Genomic DNA, 23,802 nt, shown 5'->3' with positions numbered 1-23,802 from the left:
CGGTTTACCGGTGAATGGTGGGCTGCTATGGTATTACAGGTTATTGCCCTAAAGAAAATTTTGTGTGTTCTTCATTCGCAATTCGTAATTCCTAATTCGTAATTTTATATTAATTTGTGTATATGAACGGGACCTCATTTCAATCGGATATTCGCTACTGGCTCAGGCAAGGAAACACAGTAAATCATTTGCTTTTCTGGAATATAGTTGTCTTCCTGGGGTTGAATATCCTGCGCCTCATCGCATTTCTGACCAAGCAACCCGCTCCTTTTATCTGGACGTACGACCAGCTGGCCATGCACATGCCGCCAGCCGCTTTTATATTGAAGCCCTGGGGGCTGATCACCTACATGTTCACGCACGTAGCGGTGTTTCATGTATTATACAACATGATCAACCTTTACTGGTTCGGTAACCTTTTCCGGGATTTCCTGGGCAATAAAAGGGTACTTCCCCTGTATTTGCTGGGAGGTATTGCCGGAGGGCTGTTATACCTGCTATGCGGGGTTATTTTCCCGGGATATGCCGGTTCTACGATGGTGGGCGCCTCCGCCTCCATCATGTGTATCCTGATGGCGGCAGCTACCCTGATGCCCAATTATGAGATCGGGCTGTTGTTCATCGGCGGCGTAAAGCTGAAATGGCTGGCAATAGCGTTGATTGTACTGGGGCTTATTTCCATCCCCGATGGTAATATAGGTGGCATTGTTTCCCATCTGGGCGGGGTCTTACTGGGATTTCTCTATGTACGCACCCTACAGGCAGGCACCGACCTCTGCCAACCGCTGATATGGTTGTTTGATGCCTCCAACTGGCGCCGGCCCAAACAAAGCAACCGTAAGTTTAAACCCAAAAAGTCGCCACTGAAAGTGGTAAAGAAAGCAGACGACAGCAACCCTTCCAGGTTAGACCAACTGCTCGACAAAATCAATGAAAAGGGCTATAATAGCCTGAGTGCAGAAGAAAAAGCCTGGTTAGACAAGGTGAGCAAAGAAAACTAATTAATTTTGCCCTCATGAAAACATTTAATGTACCGGTGATTTACCGCAGTCCGCTCATCAGCGCTATTAAAAACAGGCGTAAAGAGCAGGACCGCATGAAAAAAGACTTCACGCCAACTGAACTCAATTTCGGCCCGCTGAAAATATTACTTGCCCGGCATTTCGGCTTCTGTTACGGAGTGGAAAACGCCATCGAAATAGCTTTCAAAACGGTAGACGAAAATCCCGGCAAAAGAATATTCCTTTTAAGTGAAATGATCCATAATCCTCACGTGAACAACGATCTGCTCGACAGAGGCGTTCAGTTCATCATGGATACAGCCGGCAGGCAACTGGTACCCTGGTCAGCACTCATGACGGATGATATCGTGATCATCCCTGCTTTTGGTACCACCCTGGAAACAGAACAGCAGCTTGCCTCCCTCGGGATTGAACCACTGAAATATAATACCACCTGCCCATTTGTAGAAAGAGTCTGGAACAAGGCCGAACAAATCGGGAAGAAGCACTATACGGTAATCGTGCACGGAAAACCCAAACACGAAGAAACCCGGGCCACCTTCTCCCACAGCCAGTCCGGTACTCCTACTGTGGTTGTAAAAGATATACATGAGGCTGAATTGCTGGCAGGATTCATTACCGGCCAACAACCGGCAGCTACTTTCTACGAACTATTCAAAGGACAATACTCTGAAGGTTTCGATCCGGAGAAAGACCTGCAGCGTGTGGGCGTGGTGAACCAAACCACTATGCTGGCCACGGAAACCCAGGCCATTGCGGACTATATCCGCCAGGTAATGATTGATACCTTCGGACTCACCGCCGCTACTATTGGTGAACGATTTGCCGACACCCGCGATACCCTCTGCTACGCGACAAACGACAACCAGTCTGCCGTTATTGGGATGCTTGAACAGCCGGCCGATCTGGCGATCGTGGTTGGTGGCTACAACAGCTCCAATACCTCACACCTGGTAGAGCTTTGTGAAGAAAAACTGCCCACTTATTTTATCTCATCTCCCGAACATATTATTTCTACCAATGCCATCAATCACTGGGACTTCCATCATAAAGAAGAGATCAACAGTCAGCGTTTCCTGCCATCAAAGGAACAGGTGACCATTCTGCTGACCAGTGGCGCTTCCTGTCCGGATGCCCTCGTTGAAGGCGTAATCCGTAAACTGCTGTCGTTTTACGATCTGGAGTATAAAGCAGATGAAATGGCAGAAAACAATTAAGTGTAAGAATATACTTAACAACACGATAATCAAAAAAGACACCACTAAGGTGTCTTTTTTCTTTGGGGCTAATCACGCTAGTAATGCAGAGTATAAAATCTTTATATTGCGTTTATATTGAAATCGTACCCAAATCTATGTTATCTCTGATACGACTGCAATAGCCATTTATTAGATGGTAGAGAATTAATCATAACTGGCATAAAATAGAAAAAAATCGGAGTCGTTGGTAGTCGAAATCCCTGTAAATCACTATTTAGAACTGCATCGCCTTCTTCAGGAATTCTGCTTTCCGCCGCCGTGAAACCTCCACCTGGGTGCCGTCGCTCATCAGTGCAAAGCCGCCTTCTCCCTGGATATACGATTGCATCTGCTGCATATTGATGAGGTGGGAATTGTGTACCCGAAAGAAGTCGACATCAGAAAGTAGTTCTTCAAACTCCTTCAGTGGACGGGAAACCATCAGGTTTTTCTTATCTGTAAAAAATATACGGGTATAATTTCCGGTAGATTCACATCGCACAATATTCTGCACCGGCATAAACACCAGGCCATTGATAGTAGGCAGCGCAATTTTTTTGTGTACCTGCTGGAGTGTTTTCATATTCTGCAGAAAAACCTCCATCGGCGTTGCGCCCTGCTCTTTCGGCCGTTGGGTTTTTCTTTCCCTGCACTTATCCAATGCTTCCTGTAATTCCTTTACACTAAAGGGTTTCAGCAGGTAATCCAAGGCATTGAATTTGATTGCCTTCAGGGCATATTGTTCATATGCAGTTGTAAAAATAACATCGAAATACACCTTATCGAAAAGTTTGAGTAGCTCAAACCCGTTCTGATAAGGCATTTCCACATCCAGGAATACGAGGTCGGGCTGTAATTCATCCACGATCTCTTTTGCTTCCTTTACACTTTTAGCCCACCCCACTACCTGTACTCCAGGGCATTTCTTTTGCAGCATGGTGTACAGGGCATCGATACAGTGTTGCTCATCATCCACGATGATAGCTTTGATTTCGCTCATACAAAGTAGCTTTTGACTTTCAGCGGTTAGCTTTGGCTGTTTTTACGATTTAAATGCTAAAATATAAACTCTGCCGGCAATACGATTGTTACCCGGGTACCGGTGGCCTGCCCATTTTCATCTTCCAGATCTGTGATCGTTACGGTAGCTTCTTTATTATTAATCTTCCGGATAAGATCTATCCGGCCCTCCGTCATCTTCATACCAACGGAATTATGTACCCGGCCTTTCTTGTCTTTGATCTCCATTGCTTTTTTCCGGCCAATGCCGTTGTCAGTAACTGTACATATCAGGCTGCGGTTCTTCAACAGGATCTCTATCTCCAACAGACCTTTCTCATCGGGATTTTTATGTACCAGTCCATGCCAGATAGCGTTTTCCACGTATGGTTGCAATATCATAGGAGGAATCAGTACTTCTTCATCGTTGATTCCCGGGTCCAGGCAAAAACGGTAGTCAAATATACCATTACAGCGTAAAGATTCCAGATCCAGGTATAACTTCAGCGATTCCAGTTCCTTATTCAATGTTACAAAGGTATGTTGCGTATTGTCGAGAATCAGGCGCATGAGCCGGGAAAATTTAGTCAGGTAATCTGACGCTTCTTCCTGATTATTACTCCAGATATAACGATGAATGGAGCTGAGTGAATTGAAGATGAAATGAGGATTCATCTGTGAGCGGAGCGACCGGAGCTCCAGCTGTAATGTTTGCTTATTAGTCGCCAGATTGCGATGGCGGATATAGAAAAAACCTCCCACAACGGCCATCAGGAGAAATGCTGCCAGAAAGAAAGTAATCACTACATTCCGCTTGGTACGCAACTGCGTCAGCATTTTCTCATGTTCCAGGGAACGGATCTGGTTATCCTTTCGGTCGACCTCGTAAATGGTATGCATCTGCGCCAGCGCCAGCGCCGACTTTTCGTCAAGTATACTGTCTTTATACAACAACGATTTATCTGTTGCTTCCAACGATTTCCTGAAATCGCCACTCTCTTTAAAATCTTCTGCCAGGGCTTTATATGCGTCCATGAGCATAGATTTGAATCCCCAGAATGTACTGACATCTACCGACTGCATCATATATTTCCGGGCTTCGTCATGCTTTCCTTCTGCGCCCAGCAGCTTGCCGATATTCAGATAGCTTTCTGCCACATGCACTTTATCTTCCACTTTATCGTTCACTTCCAGGGCTTTCTTCAGATAGTCCATTGCGGTAGCATAGTCTTTCTTTTCCTTGTATGCAGCCCCGAGCGCATTATAGCATATAGCCATGCCCGTAGGATTGTCCAACTTCTGGTTCACGGCCAGCGAGCGTTTATAGAAGGAGATGGCAAGATCCAGCTTATGCAGTCCCTGGTAGGCATAACCGAGGTTACCGAGATTGATGGCAACGCCGAGATCGTTGTGACTCTGTTCTTCCAGGGCGAGGGCGCGGTTGAAATGCGTGATGGCATCGGCATACTTTTCTGTGGACAGCTGAATATTCCCAATGCTGTTGGTAGCGATGCAAATATTCCTGACATCATTAACATCCTCCGCCAGCAGCAGGGCTTTCATATGGTAATCGAATCCCTTCTGCAGTTTATCCTGCCGGCGGCAGTCGACACCCGCATTGTTCAGCGACAAAATGATCAGCGACGTATCTCTGGCTTCCTCTGCTGCTTTGAGGGCTTTTTCGTGGTAATCTTCCGCAACAATATACAACGACTTATTCCGCTTACTGGAGCCCATTTCATTGTAGCATAGGGATGCCCCTTTAAAATACCGGAGATGTTGCGATACTGCCAGACCTTCCAGCCAGAAAGGATTTTCGACCTTCCGGGCATCAAAGAAACGGCTCATACTTCTGCCATTTTTCAGTAACAGCGACACCTTTGCCGTATCAGATGGTAACTGACGGATAGAATCCAGTAACTGGTATATACGCAGGGAATCCTGGGCTGCCACCCTTAAACCGGACCATAGCAGGAGCCAGCACAAAAGACATACACCTTTAATAGACATTGGCAGGGACTGTGTGACTACACAAGTTAAAAAAGAATTACGATAAAAGGACGGTTTCAAAAAAAGCGAAAGGGCGAAAGAATTCGCCCCTTCTTCCTATTAACCGAATACACCTACTGAAAATATGGGATAGTCATGGCATTGCATGCCACCCCACATTAATCTTTAATATCTGGCGGCAGCAGGTGAACACCGCATCAGCATGAGTTTATATTTTATTACCGTATTTAATATCGGTTAATAGCAAAGGATCATTGTGGATATAGCTAGGATAAAACCTTTCTTCCATGGCATGATAAAAGACACCGCACCTTCTCTGAACACAATACCTGTCTTATTCAGAACCGGACACACCTAACAACAGCACGACTTCTGTCCAAACAAAAAATACCTAAGCAGATTTTCTCAGGGAGGATAAGGTTGGTTATAATGCACAGCCATTCAGCAAACAAGTGCTTAAGGCATACCAATTAAATAATGCTGGAAATTTCGGAGGATGTGGGAAAAATTATCGGGTTTATGGCAACAGGGCCACATTACAAATGTATAAAACTGTTTTAACAAAAGAAAAAATATTTTGTCAGGAATGGGCCATAATAGCGTCTTCCACCCACTGCATCGCTAACTGCAGTTGCTCATCGAGGTTTAAATAGCTGTTATCCAGGATAATAGCGTCTTCCGCTTTCCGCAATGGGCTGATTTCGCGGTTAGCGTCTATATAATCTCTTAATTCAAGGTTTTCTTTCACTTCTTCCAGAGTAATGTTCCTGTTCTTTTCATAAAGCTCTTTAAAACGGCGCTGCACACGAATAGCGATATCGGCTGTCATAAAGATTTTCAGCTCAGCATGGGGGAATACAACGGTACCTATGTCGCGGCCATCCATGACAATGCCTTTACGGGTACCCATTTTCTTTTGCTGTGCCACCGCGAAGTCGCGCACTTCTTTCACAGCTGCTACCTCGCTTACCTTCTCCGCCACAATCATTTCGCGGATCAGGTGTTCCACATTCTCTTCATTCAGGTACATTTCGCAAAGCCCTGTCAGGCTGTTGGGGATAAAGTCGAGATGGATGTCCTTCAACGCAGCTACTACGGCTTCGGGAGAGAGCCAATCGATACGGTTTTGAATAAAATAAAGCGTAATAGCACGATACATGGCCCCACTGTCGATATAGGTATAATTCAGCTTTTTGGCCAATTGCTTAGCCAGGGTGCTTTTACCACATGAGGAATAGCCATCTATCGTGATGATTATTTTTTTCAAAACTATCTTTTTAATGAATTCAATTATAGGGAAGAACGATACAAAATTGAGGCAATTCTTCGAGAAAAGCAAAACTAAAAGGAGGCAGTCTCCCGAATTCCGGGAGACTGACAGTTAGTTGACAACTATCACTTTGCAGGTATAAGCCACTTTCATGGTTTCTTTATGATAGAGTACGAGGAAATAAGTACCTGACGGTAAGTTACTGATATTCACATCTATATCTTTCATTACCTGGTACCGGCGCATTACCTGGCTCCAGGTATCGTGTAATTGCAGCAGCATTTCGCCCCTTATGCCCCGGATGCTCACTTTGAAGTTTCCATTGTTAGGGTTCGGGTACACCTTGATCTGTACGAACGGCGGAACGGCACGGATTTCAGAGTAGGCCACTTTGCCGTTTCTACCTATCGCCTTAATGCGATAGTAGGTCCAGTCATCGTTATTATTCAGGTCCATCCGGGCGTAATCCAGTGGCACATTACTGTTGCCATTGGGTGCTTTAGTAGGTACCGCGTCTATCTTTGTAAATTGTGTTTCCTGTTCATAGCGGCGTTCTATTTCGAACCGGGCATTGTTCACTTCACGGCTGGTAGTCCAGTTCAACTGCACCATTGCAGGCAATACCCTGAATGCCTCAAAACTGAGGAACATGGCGGGTTTGGCGTTGGAGGCCAGGGTTGTTTTCGTGAAATATTCATTACTGCCCAGTTCACTGAAATGCCGCAAGTGCATGGTAGCAGGCTCCGTCAGCGTTGTGGTAGACAAAGTGCCGGGCAATGGTTTATTGGGAATAAAAGGCAGCTGATCCCATACGCCGCTCACAAAACGGGAGATGAAACTGCTATCGCGCGAGCCTGCATAGGCGGGCATTTCATGGGTATCCATATGTTGCAGGATCACATCCACTTCTCCCCCGCTGTTGTCGACCCGGCGAATATTCCAGGTTTTATTCACAAAGCTGTCCTGGTAAGCAGCACCCCCACCTGCCGCACTGAATACGCTGTCGTATACACGGGCGCCGATCATATCCCTGGCACCGGTAATGAGTACTGCTGCAGGTGCATAGCTGTCATCGGCAGTACCAACAGGAAACACCACCTTGCCGGCAGCATTATTGATACCGGCTCTGAACAGAGCACCACCGGCAGCATCTTTTCCCGTAACCACGAAACGGCGGTCGTTGTAACCAGTGATAGTACCGGGCGTTTGTTCGCCCACCTGAAGGTTCCAGCCATTGAGATACACATGGCCACTGGCAAAATGAAGATTATTGCGGACCTTCAGATCGCTCAAATCGTCGAGCAGCAGGCCCTGAGGGTTATTCACCTGGAGATTGGGAAATGAAGTACCTGTTTTGGTAATGAGGCTGTAGCCGCCAAATACTTTCTGACGGGTAGTGCCATTGAAAAGAAAAGTACCGCCGGTGCCGGAGATACCATCTGCGCTTTCATCAGGTAGCGTAGATCCGTTTCCGTTAGTCCATAGCTGGCTGAGAAAATACAAGGTGCTGTTGGGATTTGATCCGAGTATGCCATAGTTGGTAATATCGGAGAAGATGCCAACGGTAGTATTACCGGAGACCCATACCGTAGCGCCTGCAGGTATATATACGCCCTGCTGGGCGGCTGCGACAAAGCAGCTACAGCTGAATAATATGGATGTGATAAATCTCCTCATATTTGGTGTTGACCGGTATGGTAGTTTTAGTTGGCAACAAGCGTAACCCATTCGGTTGTGCTCAGGCATTGTACCATTGCGTAATTGGTGATAGTGATGGAAGCGTTACTATCAATCGTATAACCTCCGCTGGCAGAGAGCGTGACAGTGGGGGCTCCAAACGTACTGGAAAGCTTTCTGATAATATAGATCCTTCCTACCATGTTTGTTTCGGCCGGCAGCGTAACATTGACGGATTTGGAGTTGCTACTCGTTCTCCTCACCACTGCTGAATACATATTAGCATTCAGATTAAAAGTGATCGTTCCACCGCCGGTACCTGAAACAGGTACATAATTCACCGGCAAACTAAACGAGCCATTCACCTGCAATGCCGAGTTGGGGCTATTAGTCCGGATACCCAGATCTTTCGAACCCTTGTCCCAGAACAGGTTAGCAGCATCCTGGTTTACTTCGGAAGTAGCATCAATTGACTTCGAGGCATAGATCAGGCCTCCATCTGTGAAGTTGAGAGAACCAGGTGTAGTTACTACTTTATACCAGGGATTTCCGTTATCCGTTAAAGTGGGGCCGCCCGACCATTCCTTTAGCGCCAGCGTATTTTTGTCGAAGTACATCTGTGTGGTATAGTCAGCGCCTGCTGTATTCTGAAACGACAGTACGCTCCATGCAGCAGCGCCGGTGGGGCCGGTATCCGGCCCGTTGGTTACTTTCTCGCCATTACCTTTCCATATCCTCAGCCTGTACATAGGATCCGTGGAAATAGCGCCCTTGATATCACTGCTGGTTAGCGTACCATATGAAGTACCCCCGGTGATATCATCGGCCGGCAGGAAAGAGGAAGAAGCAACATTCCATTTCAGTACCTGGCCATCACCGGGAGTGGTAGTGGCTACGTTCATGCCCTGTATCTGCGAAGCATTCCAGAGCGCTGTGGTACTGTTGGCGGATAGTACGCCGGCAGTCATTTTCAGTGTAGCATCAATACCCACATTTCCAACATCTCCATTGGCATCACGGCCCAGCATGCCGGTAGGCGTGCCTGCGCTTCCAACGAGGCGCATATCCCCGTTGACATGGAATGTTCTGGCGGGCATACCGGTTAGCCCTATCCCTACTTTGCCACTCTGTATTCTCATCATCTCTGCAATATTGGGCGTAGCGTTAAAGGTGTACGATTTAAAGATGATTGGTTCATTTCCATCATCTCCTATGATGAAATCAAAACCACCGTTGTTATTGGTGCCGGTGGCACCAAATTCAAAGAGATCCGTACCGGCGGAGCTGCCTTTCATCCTGAAGTTGCCGTTGGCATCCACGAAGAACATGGGCTTATAAAAGCTGGCGCCCGGGGCTTCGAACTGGAGTGCGGACCGGAGATAAGTTACCTTCTGGTCTTTATTCGTATAGTCGGGATAGTTATCTGTCAGTCCCAGCAGGTCGCGCCTGCCGAATTCAAGATAGGAAAGGTTTTTAGACTTAATCACCATGGGCACATCGTCGATATTACCCAGGAATGAACCGGTAGCGCCGGTATTACCGGAAAGCAGCCAGTTGTTCAATGCAGCGCCGGAACCATAGTCTGCCACTTTCACCCATACACCATTTTTTTTCAGGTACAGGCAGGCTTCATCTCTGACAAACACAAACATCCCGTCCTGTGCAGTTTCCAGGGTACCACCTGCCAGTAACTGCGATTTCAGTACACGGGGTAACAGGAAGCCTTGTTTTTCACTATTCAGTTCAAGGAGCGCATTTTTATCCAATTGGGTAGGACTTTTACCCAGTTTAAGCTGCTGAGCGGTTAACCTGCCAGCGAAAATACAACATACAGCAAGGACAGCTCCTGCTTTCCAGGATTGCAACTTCATACATTTTCAGCTTTAAAAGATCACCGATAGCCGATAAATACCAGGAGCGGTGATAGACTTATCACCGTTCCCGATATCTTCAGCCGATTATTTCTTGATGATATACCAACCGGATTTACCGTCTGATTGCACGGTGATAAAAGTCCAGTCGTTAGTGATCTTATAAGCATTTCCTCCCTCGATATTATCGCCAGCCACTACACCGATAGAGACTGCGTTATCCAGGTTATCGTCTGTAGCAACGTTTACAGGGATCTTTTTGATGGTGATGATCCGGCCTTCTCTTTTATCGGCCTTAGGCAGGGAGAGATTTATCGGGTTGTTGGATTTTACCAGCACTGTATATGCATCGTCCAGAGAAACGGTGGAAGCGTTAGCATCGTTGACAGTGAGGATAGGCATAGATACCGTACCAGAACCGGCGGAGCCTACCTGCAATGTTGAATTAGCGGCATTGGAAGAATCGCCCACATGCAGTGCCTTAGCGGTGTACAGGGAATCGCCGAATTTCTTCACACCGGCAAAGCTTTGCGCGGTATTGGTTACAAGCCCTCTCTGGACAGATACTGCAGCGTTGGGAATATTCAGTGTTATTTCGTTAACAGTTTTGGTTCCATCTGTAACGATGTTGAAGTCGTTGCCCGCATTGCCTGTCAGCAGCTTAACTTCCGGCCCGGTGAGACTATTGATTTTGGTGATGGCGCCGGTGAACGCTGCATCTGTCAGCGTGCGGGTCATAATTTCACCAGTAACCGGTACCTGTATCAGCACAGTTTTATCAGTAGTGCTGGCAGCGAGGCCCTTGGCAAAGATCTTTCCGTTAACAGTGCTGTTCAGTTCAGTAATGGTGTTGCCTTTGAAGTTCGCATCGCCGGTAGATACTGTCAGCCCGCTGGCGATGGTAGCGCCGTTTGATACATCGAGGCCGCCGGTGCCGATGATCTTGCCTTTGAAGGTTTTATCACCTCCGAAGGTTTGGGCGGTAGTTGAAACGCCACCTGGATTTACGTCATCCGCGGGGTGCAGCTGCAGTTTGGCCTGAGTACCGGTGTTATCGATCGTAAGACCGTTTGGTGCGCTGGCCGTGGCGAAAGCATCAACTACGATTTGTTTCTGCGTTGCCTGCAGGCGGCTCCAGTCGGCCTGGCTCAGGAAACCATATTGCTGTGTAGTAGTGCTCATTATCGGCACTGTAACATTCAGCTTTTTATTCGCCGGATTTGTTACATCCGTAGTGTTGGTAATTGCCGTGGTGGCTGCGTCGCCAGTCAGATTGAGGGTTACGGAGCCATCGAGTCCATTCAGGGTGCTTACCACTTTCCCGAAAGCGTTGGCATCGAGTTTTCTCTGGGAGATAGTACCATCAGTTGCCAGCACGAGTACATTCAGTTCTGTATTAGCGGCAACGGGCACCACGTTGGATCCGGCCTGCAGATTACCGGCAGCGGTAATGGTCAGGCGGGGCAGGTTATTGGTCCTGAGTTCAACCGGAAAGTTGTCTTTCGTTCCGAGGAAATCGCCTGCTTTGCCGTTGTTACCGCTGAGCGACCAATTATTGGCGGCATCAGAGGCGCTGGCAATCAGTATCCAGGCGCCGGCGCGGCGGATATACAAACCCGCAGCTCCATCAGCGGCCTGGTTTTTATACACCATCATTCCATCGGGGATAGTTACGCCAAGGCCGTTGATGGCGTTAAAATCATCGAGGCGAGGCAATAGTAACCCCTGTTTTTTGCTTTCCAGTTCGAGGATAGCAGACTTCTGAATGTTAGTTGGATTAGAACCCACTTTCAGCTGGGCATTTGCCTGAGCGGCAATCAAGCCGATACCGGCCAATAAGATAAAGCGCGCTACAATACGTAGAGATTTTCTCATAGACAAAGGGATAAATAGTTACATATCTCTGGTATTAAATTACCAGGTTAAATTTGAATAAGACCAAAAGTGAAATCGTCAGGGTATATAGTAAAGCAACGTCTCCGGAAATGATATACAGAATATATTTTATTAAGATGTTTATCTATATAAAATAATATTTTATATAAACCACATTTAGCACATGCCACAAAATTGAAATATTCCTGCCTTTTAAAAATGACATGATCATACCATTTTTTAAACACTAGAATAGTTTACTCATGACCACCAGGTGAGAATGCAATCGTTTTACATTAACCATTTTTTCTATTTTATTAAGAGAGAGTATGTAACTAAACCGGGCCTCCCCATAGTTGGTTAACATCTTTATGTGATGGCACAAAAAAACCGGCCGGTATGATACCGGCCGGTTTGTGTAGTATGTTCCTGCGTATGATTACGCTTCTGATTTCTCGGACTTACTCTTAGAGGAGTTGTTTTTCAATGTGAAAACCAGTTTTTGGTTTTCTTTATCGAGATCAGCCACCAGGATGTCTCCATCATGAATATTCATATTGAGTATTTCTTCTGCCAGGGGATCTTCCAGGTATTTCTGGATGGCCCTGTGCAGGGGCCGGGCGCCGAACTGCTGGTCATAGCCTTTATCGGCCAGGAAGCCTTTGGCTTCTTCTGTCAATTCGAGGCTGAAGCCCAGTGTATTCAGGCGTTTCAGTACACTCTTCATCGTGATATCGATGATGGTGTAGATATGTTCTTTTGCCAGGGAGTTGAAGATGATCACATCATCGATCCTGTTGAGGAACTCAGGAGAGAAAGTGCGTTTGAGCGCTTTTTCGATCACTGATTTTGTGTTTTCTTCTTCGTTACTTGTCCTTGCATTGGTAGAGAAACCTACGCCGGCACCGAAGTCTTTCAGCTGACGGGCTCCGATATTGGAGGTCATGATGATGAGGGTATTTTTGAAATCCACCTTACGGCCGAGACCATCGGTGAGGATACCATCGTCCAGTACCTGCAACAGGAGGTTATAAATATCCGGATGCGCTTTCTCGATTTCATCGAGGAGGATTACGGAGTAAGGTTTGCGGCGAACCTTTTCGGTCAGCTGACCACCTTCTTCATAACCGACATATCCCGGAGGAGCACCGATAAGGCGGCTTACAGAGAATTTCTCCATGTATTCGCTCATATCGATACGGATCAGTGCTTCATCGGAGTCGAACATATAGCGGGCCAGTGCTTTGGCGAGCTCAGTTTTACCCACCCCGGTAGGACCGAGGAAGATGAAGCTACCAATTGGTTTCTTTGGATCTTTCAGACCTACGCGGTTACGCTGGATGGCTTTGGTGACTTTGCTGATAGCATCGTCCTGTCCAACCACGGCGCCTTTGAGGTCTTCACCCATGCGACGGAGTTTTTCAGTTTCGGCCTGTACCATCCTTTTCACAGGGATACCGGTCATCATGCTCACCACTTCAGCGATAGCTTCTTCATCGATCGGGTAGCGTTTATGCTTCACTTCTTCTTCCCACATTGCTTTGGCGCGCTCCAGGTCTTCACCCAGTTTCTTTTCAGTATCGCGCAGCGCAGCGGCTTCTTCGAAGCGTTGGCTTTTCACTACCTTATTTTTTTCCTGTTTGATATCTTCGATCTGTTTTTCCAGGTCGAGGATATTCTGAGGAACATTGATGTTTTTGAGGTGAACGCGGGCGCCTACTTCATCGAGTACATCGATTGCCTTATCGGGCAGGAGACGGTCGGTCATGTAGCGGTCGCTCAGTTTCACGCAGGCATCAATGGCAGCGTCGGTATAGCTAACGTTATGGTATTCTTCATAACGAGGCTTGATGTTATTCAGGATCTGAATGGTTTCGTCGACAGTAGGTGGTTCCACCATTACTTTCTGGAAACGGCGGTCGAGTGCTCCATCTTTCTCGATATACATGCGGTATTCATCGAGAGTGGAAGCGCCGATGCATTGGAGTTCACCTCTGGCGAGGGCAGGTTTGAAGATATTGGAAGCATCCAGGGATCCGGAAGCGCCGCCGGCGCCAACGATAGTGTGAATTTCATCGATAAACAGGATAACATCCCTGTTTTTCTCGAGTTCATTCATGATGGCTTTCATTCTTTCTTCAAACTGGCCACGGTATTTGGTACCTGCCACGAGCGCAGCGAGGTCGAGGCTTACCACGCGTTTGTCGAACAATACGCGGGAAACTTTCCGTTGCACAATGCGGAGGGCGAGGCCTTCCACGATGGCGGTTTTACCCACACCGGGTTCACCGATGAGGATCGGATTATTCTTTTTGCGGCGGGAAAGTATCTGGGAAACCCTTTCAATTTCCTGCTCACGGCCCACGATGGGATCGAGGCTGCCGCTTTCGGCCAACTTGGTGATGTCTCTACCAAAATTATCCAGCACGGGCGTTTTGGATTTAGTGTTGGTCTGTTTGGCTTTGGATGCGTAACTCTTTCTTTCGTCTTCGAATTCTTCTTCGCCCGGATCGTCGAATTCAGATTTAGGGTCCGCAGATTTTACAAAGCCCAGTTCGTTTTTAAAAGTATCGTAGTCCACGTCAAATTGTTGTAAGATTTGTGTACAAACGTTTTCTTTATTCTTGAGTATGGAAAGCATGAGGTGTTCGGTTTCCACTGTGGCACTTTTGAGTGCTTTAGCTTCCAACACGGTTACCCGTATTACTTTCTCGGCTTGTCTGGTAAGCGGGAGGCTATTAATGTTCGCAATATTCTTTCCTGTCTTATCTTTTACAGCCAGTTCTACTTCCTTGCGTAATTCGTACAGATCTACGTTCAAAGCCTGCAGAATCTTTACTGCCGTACCCTCGCCTTCCCGGATGATACCCAGCAGCAGGTGTTCTGTACCGATGAAGTCATTTCCCAGTCGTAAAGCTTCCTCTCTGCTGAACGAAATGATCTCCTTAACTTGCGGTGAAAAATTCTGGTCCATTGTGAGATTATTAAATTATCAAAAACCCTTACGGGGGCTTGCTTATACAATAATAACGAATAATTCTGACTTACGATTATTACGCTTTGTTCTGAAATGAAGTTATTCTTTTTTTACGCTTAAACAACTTACACTTTAATAATATTAAGATTTATTTTTGCGTTGGTGCGGGTACGTTCGTTTAAAAATATTTACGAAGAAAAGGAGGTTTTTGTTTCGATCTCTTGCGGTTATATTTTATAGGCGGGTTCCCCTTATCAAAATTTATTTTTACTAAATGTATAAAACAACGTCCAACGCATGAAATTCAAAATTGATACCAAAGAGAAAATAGTTGTTTTTTGTCCGGATATCTCCAGGTTGGATGCTAATTTGTCAGAAGATTTCATTTCCACAGTGACCACCCTGCCTGGTTTGTCCGGGCGCAATCTCATACTGGACATGGCATTGGTGCAGGAAATTGATGAGAAGGGAGTGGAAGCCATTTTAACAGTTTACCGGTGTATGTATGACAATAAATTTTCCTGTGCGATCACAGGAGTTAACAACACTTTAACAGCAGCGCTGAAGGCTGCCGGCGACGATCAGCTAAATCTGGCCCCTACTATGGCGGAGGCGATAGACCTGGTGATGATGGAGGAGCTGGAGCGGGAGTTGCTGGATGGACTGGAATAGGGAAAGGCACCATGCCGGCCTGCGGACTGCCGGCGGTACCAAATGCAAAGAATAAAGTTATAATTTGATGTTTGCTGTAACGATATTAGGTAACAACTCGGCCATCCCCACCCTGGACAGGCACCCCACTGCCCAGATAGTTACCTGCAACGACCAGTTGCTGCTGGTAGACTGCGGCGAAGGAACGCAGATACAGATAGCCCGGTACCGGATCAGGCGTAGTAAATTGAGGTACATTTTTATCAGCCACCTGCATGGCGATCATTATTTCGGGCTGATAGGGTTATTGAACACACTGAGTCTGATGGGGCGAACCGATCCGCTCAGCGTGTATGCGCCACCGGAGCTGGAGGCTATCATACAGTTGCAGCTTGATTGTTCGGGCACGGCTTTGAAATTTGAGTTGTCATTTGTGCCACTTCAGCCTGGGTATAGTGGTATTATACTGGAAGACAAGGAGTTACGGGTAAGCTGTTTCCCTACACAGCACCGGATCTCCTGTTTCGGGTTTTCGATTGAGATGCAGAAGCGGAAGCGCCGGCTGATACCGGAACAGGCCCGTGCCTATGAAATTCCGGCTGCATACTTCCCGAAGTTGCAGGACGGGGCTGATTATGAGCGAAAAGACGGCACCATAGTGAAAAACGACTGGGTTACGCTGCCACCGCATCCTGGTAAACGCTACGTGTATTGTGCTGATACGATATATGATGAAAATCTGCTACCCTGGCTGAAAGGAGCGGATATGATGTATCATGAAACCACCTACCTGCATGATTTACAGGAAAGAGCTGCGGAAAGGTATCATAGCACATCGGTACAGGCCGCTACTTTGGCATCTGCTGCCGGAGTTAAAAAACTGCTGATAGGTCACTTCTCTTCTAAATACACTGATTTACAGCCATTTCTGGACGAGACACACCCAATTTTTGAAGCAACCGAGATTGCGGAAGAAGGGGTAAGCTACCTGGTGTAGTCTTTAGTTTTTAGCGGTTAGCCTTTAGTGATTGAAGCGGATAAAACAGGCATGTTATCTGTCTATTCGTTTCGATCACTAAAGACTAAGCGCTAAAGGCTAGTAGCTTTTTAAGTACTCCCCGATCTTTTTGTAGAGGCCATCGCTGACAGGGAGGACGGGGAGGCGGAAAGTATTTTCAACAAGGCCGGCATGATGCAGGAAAGCCTTGATTCCAGCAGGATTGTTCTCTGCGAACATCAGGTCGAATCCCTGGAGCATTTTATTGTTGAGTATGCGAGCAGCCGGATAATCGTTGATAAGGGCAGCATGCACCATGCTGGAAAAATCGGTAGCGAAATAGTTTGCAGCTACAGAGATCACACCATCCATACCACAGGCCAGCTGAGCCAGCGCCAGTGCATCGTCGCCGCTGAGCACGAGGAAATCCTCAGGTTTATCGCGGATAATCTGCATGCATTGCAACATATCGCCGGAAGCTTCCTTCATGGCAATGATGTTTTCGACTTCATGAGCCAGGCGGAGCGTGGTTTCAGCAGTCATGTTACGGCCGGTACGGCCAGGCACATTATACAGGATAATGGGCTTGGGAGAGGCTGCAGCAATGGTTTTATAATGCTGAATGATGCCTTCCTGGGTAGGCTTGCTATAATAAGGGGCTACGCTGAGTACGGCGGCAGCCTCATCCAGCGGGCATTTTTCCAATCTTTTTACAACATCTCTGGTGTTATAATCACCAATGCCAACAACTACGGGCACCCGCTTCGACACCTTTTCGAAAGTGAATTTCATCAAATCCAGCTTTTCTTCTGCAGAAAGAGTAGGTGTTTCACCAGTGGTGCCAAGAGACACTACATAGTTTACACCACCATCGATCACGTGGTTGATCAATTTTTCCAAAGCATTCCAATCGATGCTTTCATCTGCTTTAAAGGGTGTTACCAATGCCACCCCGGTGCCTTTTAGTTGTTCCATGATTGTGTTTACGGGAATAAAAATTTAGAATTCCGAAGGCCGAAATTCTAAATTTTTATTGTGATCTCTAAATATTTTTTATTTCTCTTCAAAGAAACCCATACGGGAGAACTTGTCGATGCGTTGTTCGATGCGGGTATCCGGATCGATTTTCTTCAGTTCCGCCAGTGTTTCCTTTATGCGGGTCTTGAGGATGACAGCCATTTCATCGGGATTTACGTGAGCGCCACCGAGGGGTTCACGTACGATACCGTCTACCAGGCCAAATTGACTCATATAATCAGAAGTCAGTTTCAGTTCTTCTGCAGCTTTTTCCTTGAAATTCCAGCTACGCCAGAGGATTGTAGAGCAATTTTCAGGAGAGATAACGGTGTACCAGCTGTTTTCCAGCATAAATACCCTGTCGCCGATACCGATGCCCAGTGCGCCACCGGAGGCACCTTCACCGATCACGATGCAGATAACGGGGACGCGGAGTTTCACCATTTCAAAGAGATTCCGGGCGATAGCTTCTGCCTGGCCTCTTTCTTCAGCTTCGAGGCCGGGATAAGCGCCGGGTGTATCTATGAGCGTAACGATAGGTTTATTGAATCTTTCGGCGAGTTTCATGAGGCGGAGGGCTTTACGGTAGCCTTCCGGGTTGGCCATACCGAAGTTTCTCAGCTGGCGCATTTTGGTGTTTACGCCTTTCTGTTGACCGATGAACATGACAGTTTCTCCATCCAGGTCAGCAAAGCCACCGACCATCGCCTTATCGTCTTTTACATTCCGGTCGCCATGCAGTTCCATAAAGTTGGTGCACATTTTTTCGATATACGCCAAAGTATAGGGCCTATCAGGATGACGGCTCAGCTGAACGCGCTGAAAAGCGGTGAGGTGGTCATAGATCTGCTGGCGGGTAGCGGCTATTTTCTGTTCGTATTCACTCACAGTAGCAGATACATCTACGCCTGATTTCTGGCCATTTTCCTTCAGTTTCTCGAGCTGTTCATATAAGTCAGCGATAGGTTTCTCGAAATCCAGGAATTGCATAAATTGATTAAATTGGTTAAAGAACAGGTGTAAAGATAACGCTGAAAATATTTTTTAAAAAAGATTTGCTTAATTGGGAAGTTTGTTGCTATCTTTGCAATCCCAAAACGGAAGACCCAAATAGTTGGGTAACAGGTTTTTAGGAAACGGATCGGTAGTTCAGTTGGTTAGAATGCCGCCCTGTCACGGCGGAGGTCGCGGGTTCGAGTCCCGTCCGGTCCGCAGAAATTTAAAAAGCCTTCAGATGTGGAATCTGGAGGCTTTTTGTTTTTGATATGCTATCTTTCCTAAAAAGATCGGATCAAGTTGAAATCCTGGGGCAGGTAACCTGCAATAGTTTGCCATCCAACTTTTCGAAATCTTCTTACACCCGTGTAATCAGTACTGAACAATTCCCTCTTCCGGGGTACTTCCCGTTGAATATACGCTAACACCCAGGCCAGACACATTTGATAATTGCTAAAGAAGTCTCGGGAGCTGATCCCCCCGGTTGGCATAACTTTAAGAAAAACGTAAGTAACATGGCAACACAAACAGGCCCATTCCTCTTTACCGGCAAACTGGATAACGTAATTGGCTACGAACGCAATGGAGTTCACTTCCTGCGTAGTATGCCTGCCCGCGTAAAACAAACAACGGCCACCCGGCAGGCTGCCCGCAATTTTGGTATTGCCAGCCGTAAAGGCCGCCTCATACGCAAAGCATTCGCCCCCCACCTGGATCTTCGTTGCGACGACGCTTTCGTAAACCGGCTGAACAAAGTGCTGATACAATCCGGTGTACAGGGCATAAAAGGATACCGGTTCAACCGGCACACCGGCCTGGAAAAATTCTTCTCTCACTCCCCCATATTCACACCCGATGGCATACTGCTGATTCCTGCACAGGAATTATCACGATTGTCCGGATTCACCCATTTTGAGATAAAAGCCATCGCTGTGCGGGCTCATTTTGCCCACCGGCGGATTACAGGCGCAGTCTCCATCACAAAGAGGATTGATCTCAGTAAACCGTTCGAAGGCATGGAACTGAACATGACCGTTCCGGGAAAAGGAACAGGGATCGTCGTATTACAGGTACGCGCTTTCAAGGGGAGCCTGGTTATGGACAACAGCAAATACATGACTGCAGAGGTGATCGCTGTAACTACAGCTGCATCTCCAGCCCCACAAGCCCGTAAAAAACACAGCAAGCCACTATTGAAACGATGGCCATTGTACCAGGACGTACTGCTACTTAAGGGTTCTGTTATTGGCTACTCTTCATTAGCCTTACAACGGGAATGAACAGGTATAGCTTTTTCCTGACCGGAGATTGTTATCAGCTGCTCTTATATTATTTCCAGGAAATTGGTTCATGGATACCTATGTCCGGATGTATGAATACCGGCCTTTTTTACAGGTATATGCCTGATTGTTGCTTAGAAAAATACCCGATACCTTACTGCATTTTTGCCATGTGCTATTATACCCCAGGTAAAACTATCATCCATCCATCTTCAGATCAACTCCACCTTACCTGCATCATTCTCCCATTAATCCTCCCGCTTTCTCCTATCACTCCTTCATGCTGCCGCACTGGCTTGTATGGATGTAAGTAATTGTTCTTCATCCATACCAGGAGAACAGAACTGTTAAACATGGATGATATTATCTGGGATGTTTCCTGTCTTAATGAAGCTTTTGGATATAGCAGAAGATGCAACAAAAGACTGGCCAGAATCGTAAATTCCGTTTCAATACCCTTTGCGACTTCGGAGCAAAGGGAAAAGCTCGCTGTAGCATCCCAAATACTAAACAGCCCTTTCTCTTGTAAAAAGGAAAGGGCTAACTTTTACCAATAGTGATCACTGTAATAAGAAATGCTATTAGACATTAACGTTAACTTCGGCCCCAATTTTAGGAACTATTGTATCATTATAAAGTTCGACTAAAATCCGTCCAGCTGCCTTACCTACTATTGTTACATCGAAGTAAACGGCAGAACGCCCGCTGCCGCCATTTACTGTAAGCAATTCCTGTTCATTAAGTGGTGTACATTCATACATGTTTAACATCTTCATAAGTATGTTTTTTGAAATTAACAATGAAATTTCCCAGGGTAAAGTATTACATTCTGTGGCATTTACCTAAAACATACATGGATAAATTTTTGAGCATCACAGTTCTTGACAACAATGGTTAAACCTATCCAAGGTTAGCAATAAGGTTAACAACCTTGCTCACTTCCAGAAAGTACTGATTTTACAAGGATTTCAGAAGATATACAGCGGTCCCGTCCGGTCCGCAGAATTTGGAGCAACCCGCTCAGTGAGCGGGTTGCTTTTGTCTTCCATAATCGTTGGCAAATAAGCGAAATTCTTTACTACGAATTAATGAAAATAAAATATTATCCCCGGGAAAATGGCGTTTGTTTATTTTTATCTTACTGATATCCATTTAACAAACGGCTTAATTATAGATTGTATGTGTTCATTCTGTCCAGGAAAATCACCAGGTGTTCGTTTATCTGTTTTATTGATCGGCATTGCAGCTATGTACACGCAGGCGTTGCAGGCACAGGTTGCAGCGGGTGCAAAGAAAGCGGCAAATCCTTATGGGGCGGCTTACGACAATAGTACGCTGGCCAAAAATGAGCTACCGGTATTAATGCCTTACAACCGCATCATTCACCCGGCAGGATCGATACTGCGCTATGGAGATCCCAACCTGGAAAACCACAGCCTCGACCTGAAACAGATCCCGGGTACCGGATTGATAGCCGTTGAAGACCGCTACGGTATTTCTATTGTTGATTACCAGAAAAAGAAACAACTGGCTGCCTGTACGTTTGCAGGTTCGGCCTATAAAGGGTTTATGAGCACCTATTCCGGCATTGAAGTATGGCAAAGCGGTAGCGACACGCATATTTTCTGGGGTGCTGCGCAAAGCGGGCAGTCCAAATCGGCGGTGTTTGAAGCCATATGGAACGGTACCGACCTACATATTACCGACACCATCGACCTGCCGCCAATAGCCCCGGCTCCACTGGCATTGCCTAACGAAGTGGCGGTGCATATTGAAAATGGTACTCCTTACCTCTATGTGGTGCTGAATGGTAACAATACACTGGAAAAAATCAATCTTACCAACAAACAACGCATCTGGAGCGCGCCTACAGGGGTAGCACCTTACGGTATTGCTATTGTAAACCAACAGCTATTTGTGACCAACTGGGGCGGCAGAATGCCTGATAACGCAGCATCCGGAGAAACGGCAGGCGTACCCTATGGAAGAATGTTTATTGATCCCGCTACCGGCTCCGCTTCCGAAGGGTCGGTATCAGTATTTGATATGAACGGTTCTTTAGTGAAGGAAATACCGACAGGCTTGCATCCTAACGACCTCGCGCGCAGTGCCGACGGAAGGTTTGTATACATTGCCAACGGTAATTCAGATGATATTACGGTGATCAACACCGCTACCTTATCGGTAACCGCTACCATATCTGTGAAGATAGATGATAAAAACAGTGGCTTTATCGGCGATTCGCCCAATGCGCTGGATATATCTGCCGATGGTAAAACCCTGTATGTAGCCAATGGTATGGACAACGCACTGGCGGTAATCGAACTGGGTGCCGACGCTTCTGCCAATGGCAGCCGTGCGTCTTTTGTAAAAGGCTATATTCCTACAGAAGCTTATCCGGGTGGTGTGCGTGTTATTGGTAACCAGCTTATCGTCAGCAACCTGGAAGGCGAAGGTTCCCGCATTAGCAGTAAAGAAACCAAACGTAACGAAGCGGGCGCTTATCCCGGCGCTGCCTACAATTCTCATTACGAAAAAGCGACGCTCTCTTTTATCACTGCCCCCAACCGACAGCAGCTAAAAAAATATACTGCCGATGTAAAAAAGCTGATGCTTTTGTTTCGTACTGAGTTGAGCAGGCAAAGTCCGCGCCCAAAACAACCTGCCCGGCCAATGCCCGAACGTATTGGCGAGCCTTCCGTGTTTAAGCATGTACTATATGTTATCAAGGAAAACCGGACTTACGACCAGGTATTGGGCGATTTACCTAAAGGAAATGGCGCTAAAGAACTTTGCCTCTATGGCGACAGCATCACTCCCAATCAACATAAGTTTGCCCACGATTATGTGCTGTTGGACAATTACCATGCTTCGGGTAAATGCTCTGCCGAAGGGCATCAATGGACAGATGCTGCCATGGTAACAGACTACATTGAAAAAAATGTGCGCGCCTGGTTCCGTAGTTATCCTCATGTACAAACTGATGCCATGGTGTACAACCAGAAAGGATTTATATGGAACAATGCCGCAGATCACGGGAAAAAAGTTCGTATATACGGTGAAGCTGCCCTGCCCGAAATGGATGAAAAACTAAGCTGGACAGATATCTATACAAAGTATAAAAATGGGGAGCCACTGGAGTTTAAAAACGTCACCACTATATCGAGAGTACAACCGTGGCTCTCTCAGAACTACCCTGCTTCAGATGAACTGAAAATTACGGACCAGTATCGCGCCGATGCCTTTATAAAAGAGCTAAAGGAATATGAAGCTTTGCCGGGAGATTCGTTGCCTGAATTAATGGTAATGGCTTTGTCTACCGACCATACTGCCGGTACCCGCCCTGGTATGCCTACGCCCCGTGCAATGGTGGCCGATAATGACCTGGCGCTGGGCCGTATTGTTGAAGCGCTGAGCAAAAGCCGCTTTTGGGAAAGCACGGTTATATTTGTAACGGAAGATGATTCTCAGGCCGGGTGGGACCATGTATCCGCTTACCGCACCACTGGTTTTGTGATCAGCCCGTATAACCGCACAGGCAAAACCGTTTCTGTGAATTATAATCAAACCAACATGGTGCGCTCTATTGAACAGATACTAGGCATTCCGCCTATGAACCTGCTGGATGCAACCGCCCGTCCTATGTTTGAGTGTTTTGAAAATATGCCGTCCCCTACTCCTTTCATGGCAAGAACCAACCTGATTCCCCTGGATGAAATGAATGCTTCTCTGACTGCCTTAAAAGGCAAAGCCTTAGAATATGCAAAGCAATCAATGCGCAAGGAATATGACCGTATTGATGGTGGCAATGACGATGTACTGAACCGCATACTTTGGTTTGCCGCCAAAGGCGAGCAGCAGTACCCGGCGCACCTGGCAGGGAAACAGGTTGACGATGATGATGATTGATGTTTTATCGCTT

General features: G+C 46.7%; 16 protein-coding genes and 1 tRNA gene. 7 read left to right on the top strand and 10 right to left on the bottom strand.

What is annotated here, in order from left to right:
- The first annotated feature begins 122 nt into the window (after positions 1-122).
- Both UNH61_RS02490 and UNH61_RS02485 read left to right on the top strand, forming a co-directional pair.
- The gene (locus UNH61_RS02490; RefSeq protein WP_326990530.1) at positions 123-1,001 is read left to right on the top strand and encodes a rhomboid family intramembrane serine protease; all 879 of its coding nucleotides are present in this window, start codon (positions 123-125) and stop codon (positions 999-1,001) included.
- Positions 1,002-1,015: 14 nt separating this feature from the next.
- The gene (locus tag UNH61_RS02485; protein WP_326990529.1) at positions 1,016-2,239 is read left to right on the top strand and encodes a 4-hydroxy-3-methylbut-2-enyl diphosphate reductase; all 1,224 of its coding nucleotides are present in this window, start codon (positions 1,016-1,018) and stop codon (positions 2,237-2,239) included.
- A gap of 256 nt (positions 2,240-2,495) precedes the next feature.
- Here UNH61_RS02485 and UNH61_RS02480 read toward each other — a convergent pair whose 3' ends face one another.
- From UNH61_RS02480 to UNH61_RS02450, 7 genes are all read right to left on the bottom strand, one after another.
- Complete coding sequence (locus UNH61_RS02480; protein ID WP_326990528.1) at positions 2,496-3,260, bottom strand: LytTR family DNA-binding domain-containing protein; 765 nt, start codon at positions 3,258-3,260, stop codon at positions 2,496-2,498.
- Positions 3,261-3,316: 56 nt separating this feature from the next.
- Positions 3,317-5,269 (bottom strand): tetratricopeptide repeat protein, encoded by a 1,953-nt coding sequence (locus UNH61_RS02475; protein WP_326990527.1) that lies wholly within the window; start codon positions 5,267-5,269, stop codon positions 3,317-3,319.
- 580 nt (positions 5,270-5,849) lie between these two features.
- Positions 5,850-6,536 carry a (d)CMP kinase gene (cmk, locus tag UNH61_RS02470; protein WP_326990526.1) on the bottom strand — a complete coding sequence of 229 codons (687 nt, stop codon included), beginning with the start codon at positions 6,534-6,536 and terminating at the stop codon, positions 5,850-5,852.
- 114 nt (positions 6,537-6,650) lie between these two features.
- Positions 6,651-8,216 carry a T9SS type A sorting domain-containing protein gene (locus UNH61_RS02465; protein ID WP_326990525.1) on the bottom strand — a complete coding sequence of 522 codons (1,566 nt, stop codon included), beginning with the start codon at positions 8,214-8,216 and terminating at the stop codon, positions 6,651-6,653.
- 26 nt (positions 8,217-8,242) lie between these two features.
- Complete coding sequence (locus UNH61_RS02460) at positions 8,243-10,087, bottom strand: hypothetical protein (RefSeq protein WP_326990524.1); 1,845 nt, start codon at positions 10,085-10,087, stop codon at positions 8,243-8,245.
- Positions 10,088-10,174: 87 nt separating this feature from the next.
- Positions 10,175-11,962, bottom strand: a complete 1,788-nt coding sequence (locus UNH61_RS02455) for a hypothetical protein (protein WP_326990523.1) — start codon at positions 11,960-11,962, stop codon at positions 10,175-10,177.
- A 439-nt stretch (positions 11,963-12,401) separates the two neighbouring features.
- A complete protein-coding gene (locus tag UNH61_RS02450; protein ID WP_326990522.1) occupies positions 12,402-14,936 on the bottom strand; it encodes an ATP-dependent Clp protease ATP-binding subunit in 2,535 nt (844 codons plus the stop codon).
- A 300-nt stretch (positions 14,937-15,236) separates the two neighbouring features.
- Between UNH61_RS02450 and UNH61_RS02445 the strand changes: the two genes are divergently transcribed.
- Both UNH61_RS02445 and UNH61_RS02440 read left to right on the top strand, forming a co-directional pair.
- The gene (locus UNH61_RS02445; RefSeq protein ID WP_326990521.1) at positions 15,237-15,611 is read left to right on the top strand and encodes an STAS domain-containing protein; all 375 of its coding nucleotides are present in this window, start codon (positions 15,237-15,239) and stop codon (positions 15,609-15,611) included.
- A gap of 67 nt (positions 15,612-15,678) precedes the next feature.
- A complete protein-coding gene (locus tag UNH61_RS02440; protein WP_326990520.1) occupies positions 15,679-16,587 on the top strand; it encodes a ribonuclease Z in 909 nt (302 codons plus the stop codon).
- A 99-nt stretch (positions 16,588-16,686) separates the two neighbouring features.
- On the opposite strand, the gene dapA is transcribed toward UNH61_RS02440, so the two are convergent.
- Positions 16,687-17,562 (bottom strand): 4-hydroxy-tetrahydrodipicolinate synthase, encoded by an 876-nt coding sequence (gene dapA / locus UNH61_RS02435; RefSeq protein WP_326990519.1) that lies wholly within the window; start codon positions 17,560-17,562, stop codon positions 16,687-16,689.
- Positions 17,563-17,640: 78 nt separating this feature from the next.
- A complete protein-coding gene (locus UNH61_RS02430; RefSeq protein ID WP_326990518.1) occupies positions 17,641-18,594 on the bottom strand; it encodes an acetyl-CoA carboxylase carboxyltransferase subunit alpha in 954 nt (317 codons plus the stop codon).
- Between the two features lie 148 nt (positions 18,595-18,742).
- Between UNH61_RS02430 and UNH61_RS02425 the strand changes: the two genes are divergently transcribed.
- Positions 18,743-18,816 (top strand) — tRNA-Asp (locus UNH61_RS02425).
- 299 nt (positions 18,817-19,115) lie between these two features.
- Complete coding sequence (locus tag UNH61_RS02420; RefSeq protein ID WP_326990517.1) at positions 19,116-19,880, top strand: hypothetical protein; 765 nt, start codon at positions 19,116-19,118, stop codon at positions 19,878-19,880.
- Positions 19,881-20,461: 581 nt separating this feature from the next.
- On the opposite strand, the gene UNH61_RS02415 is transcribed toward UNH61_RS02420, so the two are convergent.
- The gene (locus UNH61_RS02415; RefSeq protein WP_326990516.1) at positions 20,462-20,656 is read right to left on the bottom strand and encodes a hypothetical protein; all 195 of its coding nucleotides are present in this window, start codon (positions 20,654-20,656) and stop codon (positions 20,462-20,464) included.
- Positions 20,657-21,059: 403 nt separating this feature from the next.
- On the opposite strand from UNH61_RS02415, the gene UNH61_RS02410 reads away from it, so the two are divergent.
- Positions 21,060-23,789 (top strand): bifunctional YncE family protein/alkaline phosphatase family protein, encoded by a 2,730-nt coding sequence (locus UNH61_RS02410; protein ID WP_326990515.1) that lies wholly within the window; start codon positions 21,060-21,062, stop codon positions 23,787-23,789.
- Positions 23,790-23,802 lie beyond the last annotated feature (13 nt).

Source organism: Chitinophaga sp. 180180018-3, assembly GCF_037893185.1.
Lineage (GTDB): Bacteria > Bacteroidota > Bacteroidia > Chitinophagales > Chitinophagaceae > Chitinophaga.
This window is presented reverse-complemented; position numbering and strand designations above follow the sequence as displayed.

Coding starts and splice junctions, on each gene's coding strand:
- UNH61_RS02420 (WP_326990517.1), top strand. CDS start 19,116: ATGGCAACACAAACAGGCCCATTCCTCTTTACCGGCAAACTGGATAAC.
- UNH61_RS02480 (WP_326990528.1), bottom strand. CDS start 3,260: ATGAGCGAAATCAAAGCTATCATCGTGGATGATGAGCAACACTGTATC.
- UNH61_RS02485 (WP_326990529.1), top strand. CDS start 1,016: ATGAAAACATTTAATGTACCGGTGATTTACCGCAGTCCGCTCATCAGC.
- UNH61_RS02465 (WP_326990525.1), bottom strand. CDS start 8,216: ATGAGGAGATTTATCACATCCATATTATTCAGCTGTAGCTGCTTTGTC.
- UNH61_RS02460 (WP_326990524.1), bottom strand. CDS start 10,087: ATGAAGTTGCAATCCTGGAAAGCAGGAGCTGTCCTTGCTGTATGTTGT.
- UNH61_RS02450 (WP_326990522.1), bottom strand. CDS start 14,936: ATGGACCAGAATTTTTCACCGCAAGTTAAGGAGATCATTTCGTTCAGC.
- UNH61_RS02440 (WP_326990520.1), top strand. CDS start 15,679: ATGTTTGCTGTAACGATATTAGGTAACAACTCGGCCATCCCCACCCTG.
- UNH61_RS02415 (WP_326990516.1), bottom strand. CDS start 20,656: ATGAAGATGTTAAACATGTATGAATGTACACCACTTAATGAACAGGAA.
- UNH61_RS02455 (WP_326990523.1), bottom strand. CDS start 11,962: ATGAGAAAATCTCTACGTATTGTAGCGCGCTTTATCTTATTGGCCGGT.
- UNH61_RS02475 (WP_326990527.1), bottom strand. CDS start 5,269: ATGTCTATTAAAGGTGTATGTCTTTTGTGCTGGCTCCTGCTATGGTCC.
- UNH61_RS02490 (WP_326990530.1), top strand. CDS start 123: ATGAACGGGACCTCATTTCAATCGGATATTCGCTACTGGCTCAGGCAA.
- UNH61_RS02430 (WP_326990518.1), bottom strand. CDS start 18,594: ATGCAATTCCTGGATTTCGAGAAACCTATCGCTGACTTATATGAACAG.
- UNH61_RS02445 (WP_326990521.1), top strand. CDS start 15,237: ATGAAATTCAAAATTGATACCAAAGAGAAAATAGTTGTTTTTTGTCCG.
- dapA (WP_326990519.1), bottom strand. CDS start 17,562: ATGGAACAACTAAAAGGCACCGGGGTGGCATTGGTAACACCCTTTAAA.
- UNH61_RS02410 (WP_326990515.1), top strand. CDS start 21,060: ATGTGTTCATTCTGTCCAGGAAAATCACCAGGTGTTCGTTTATCTGTT.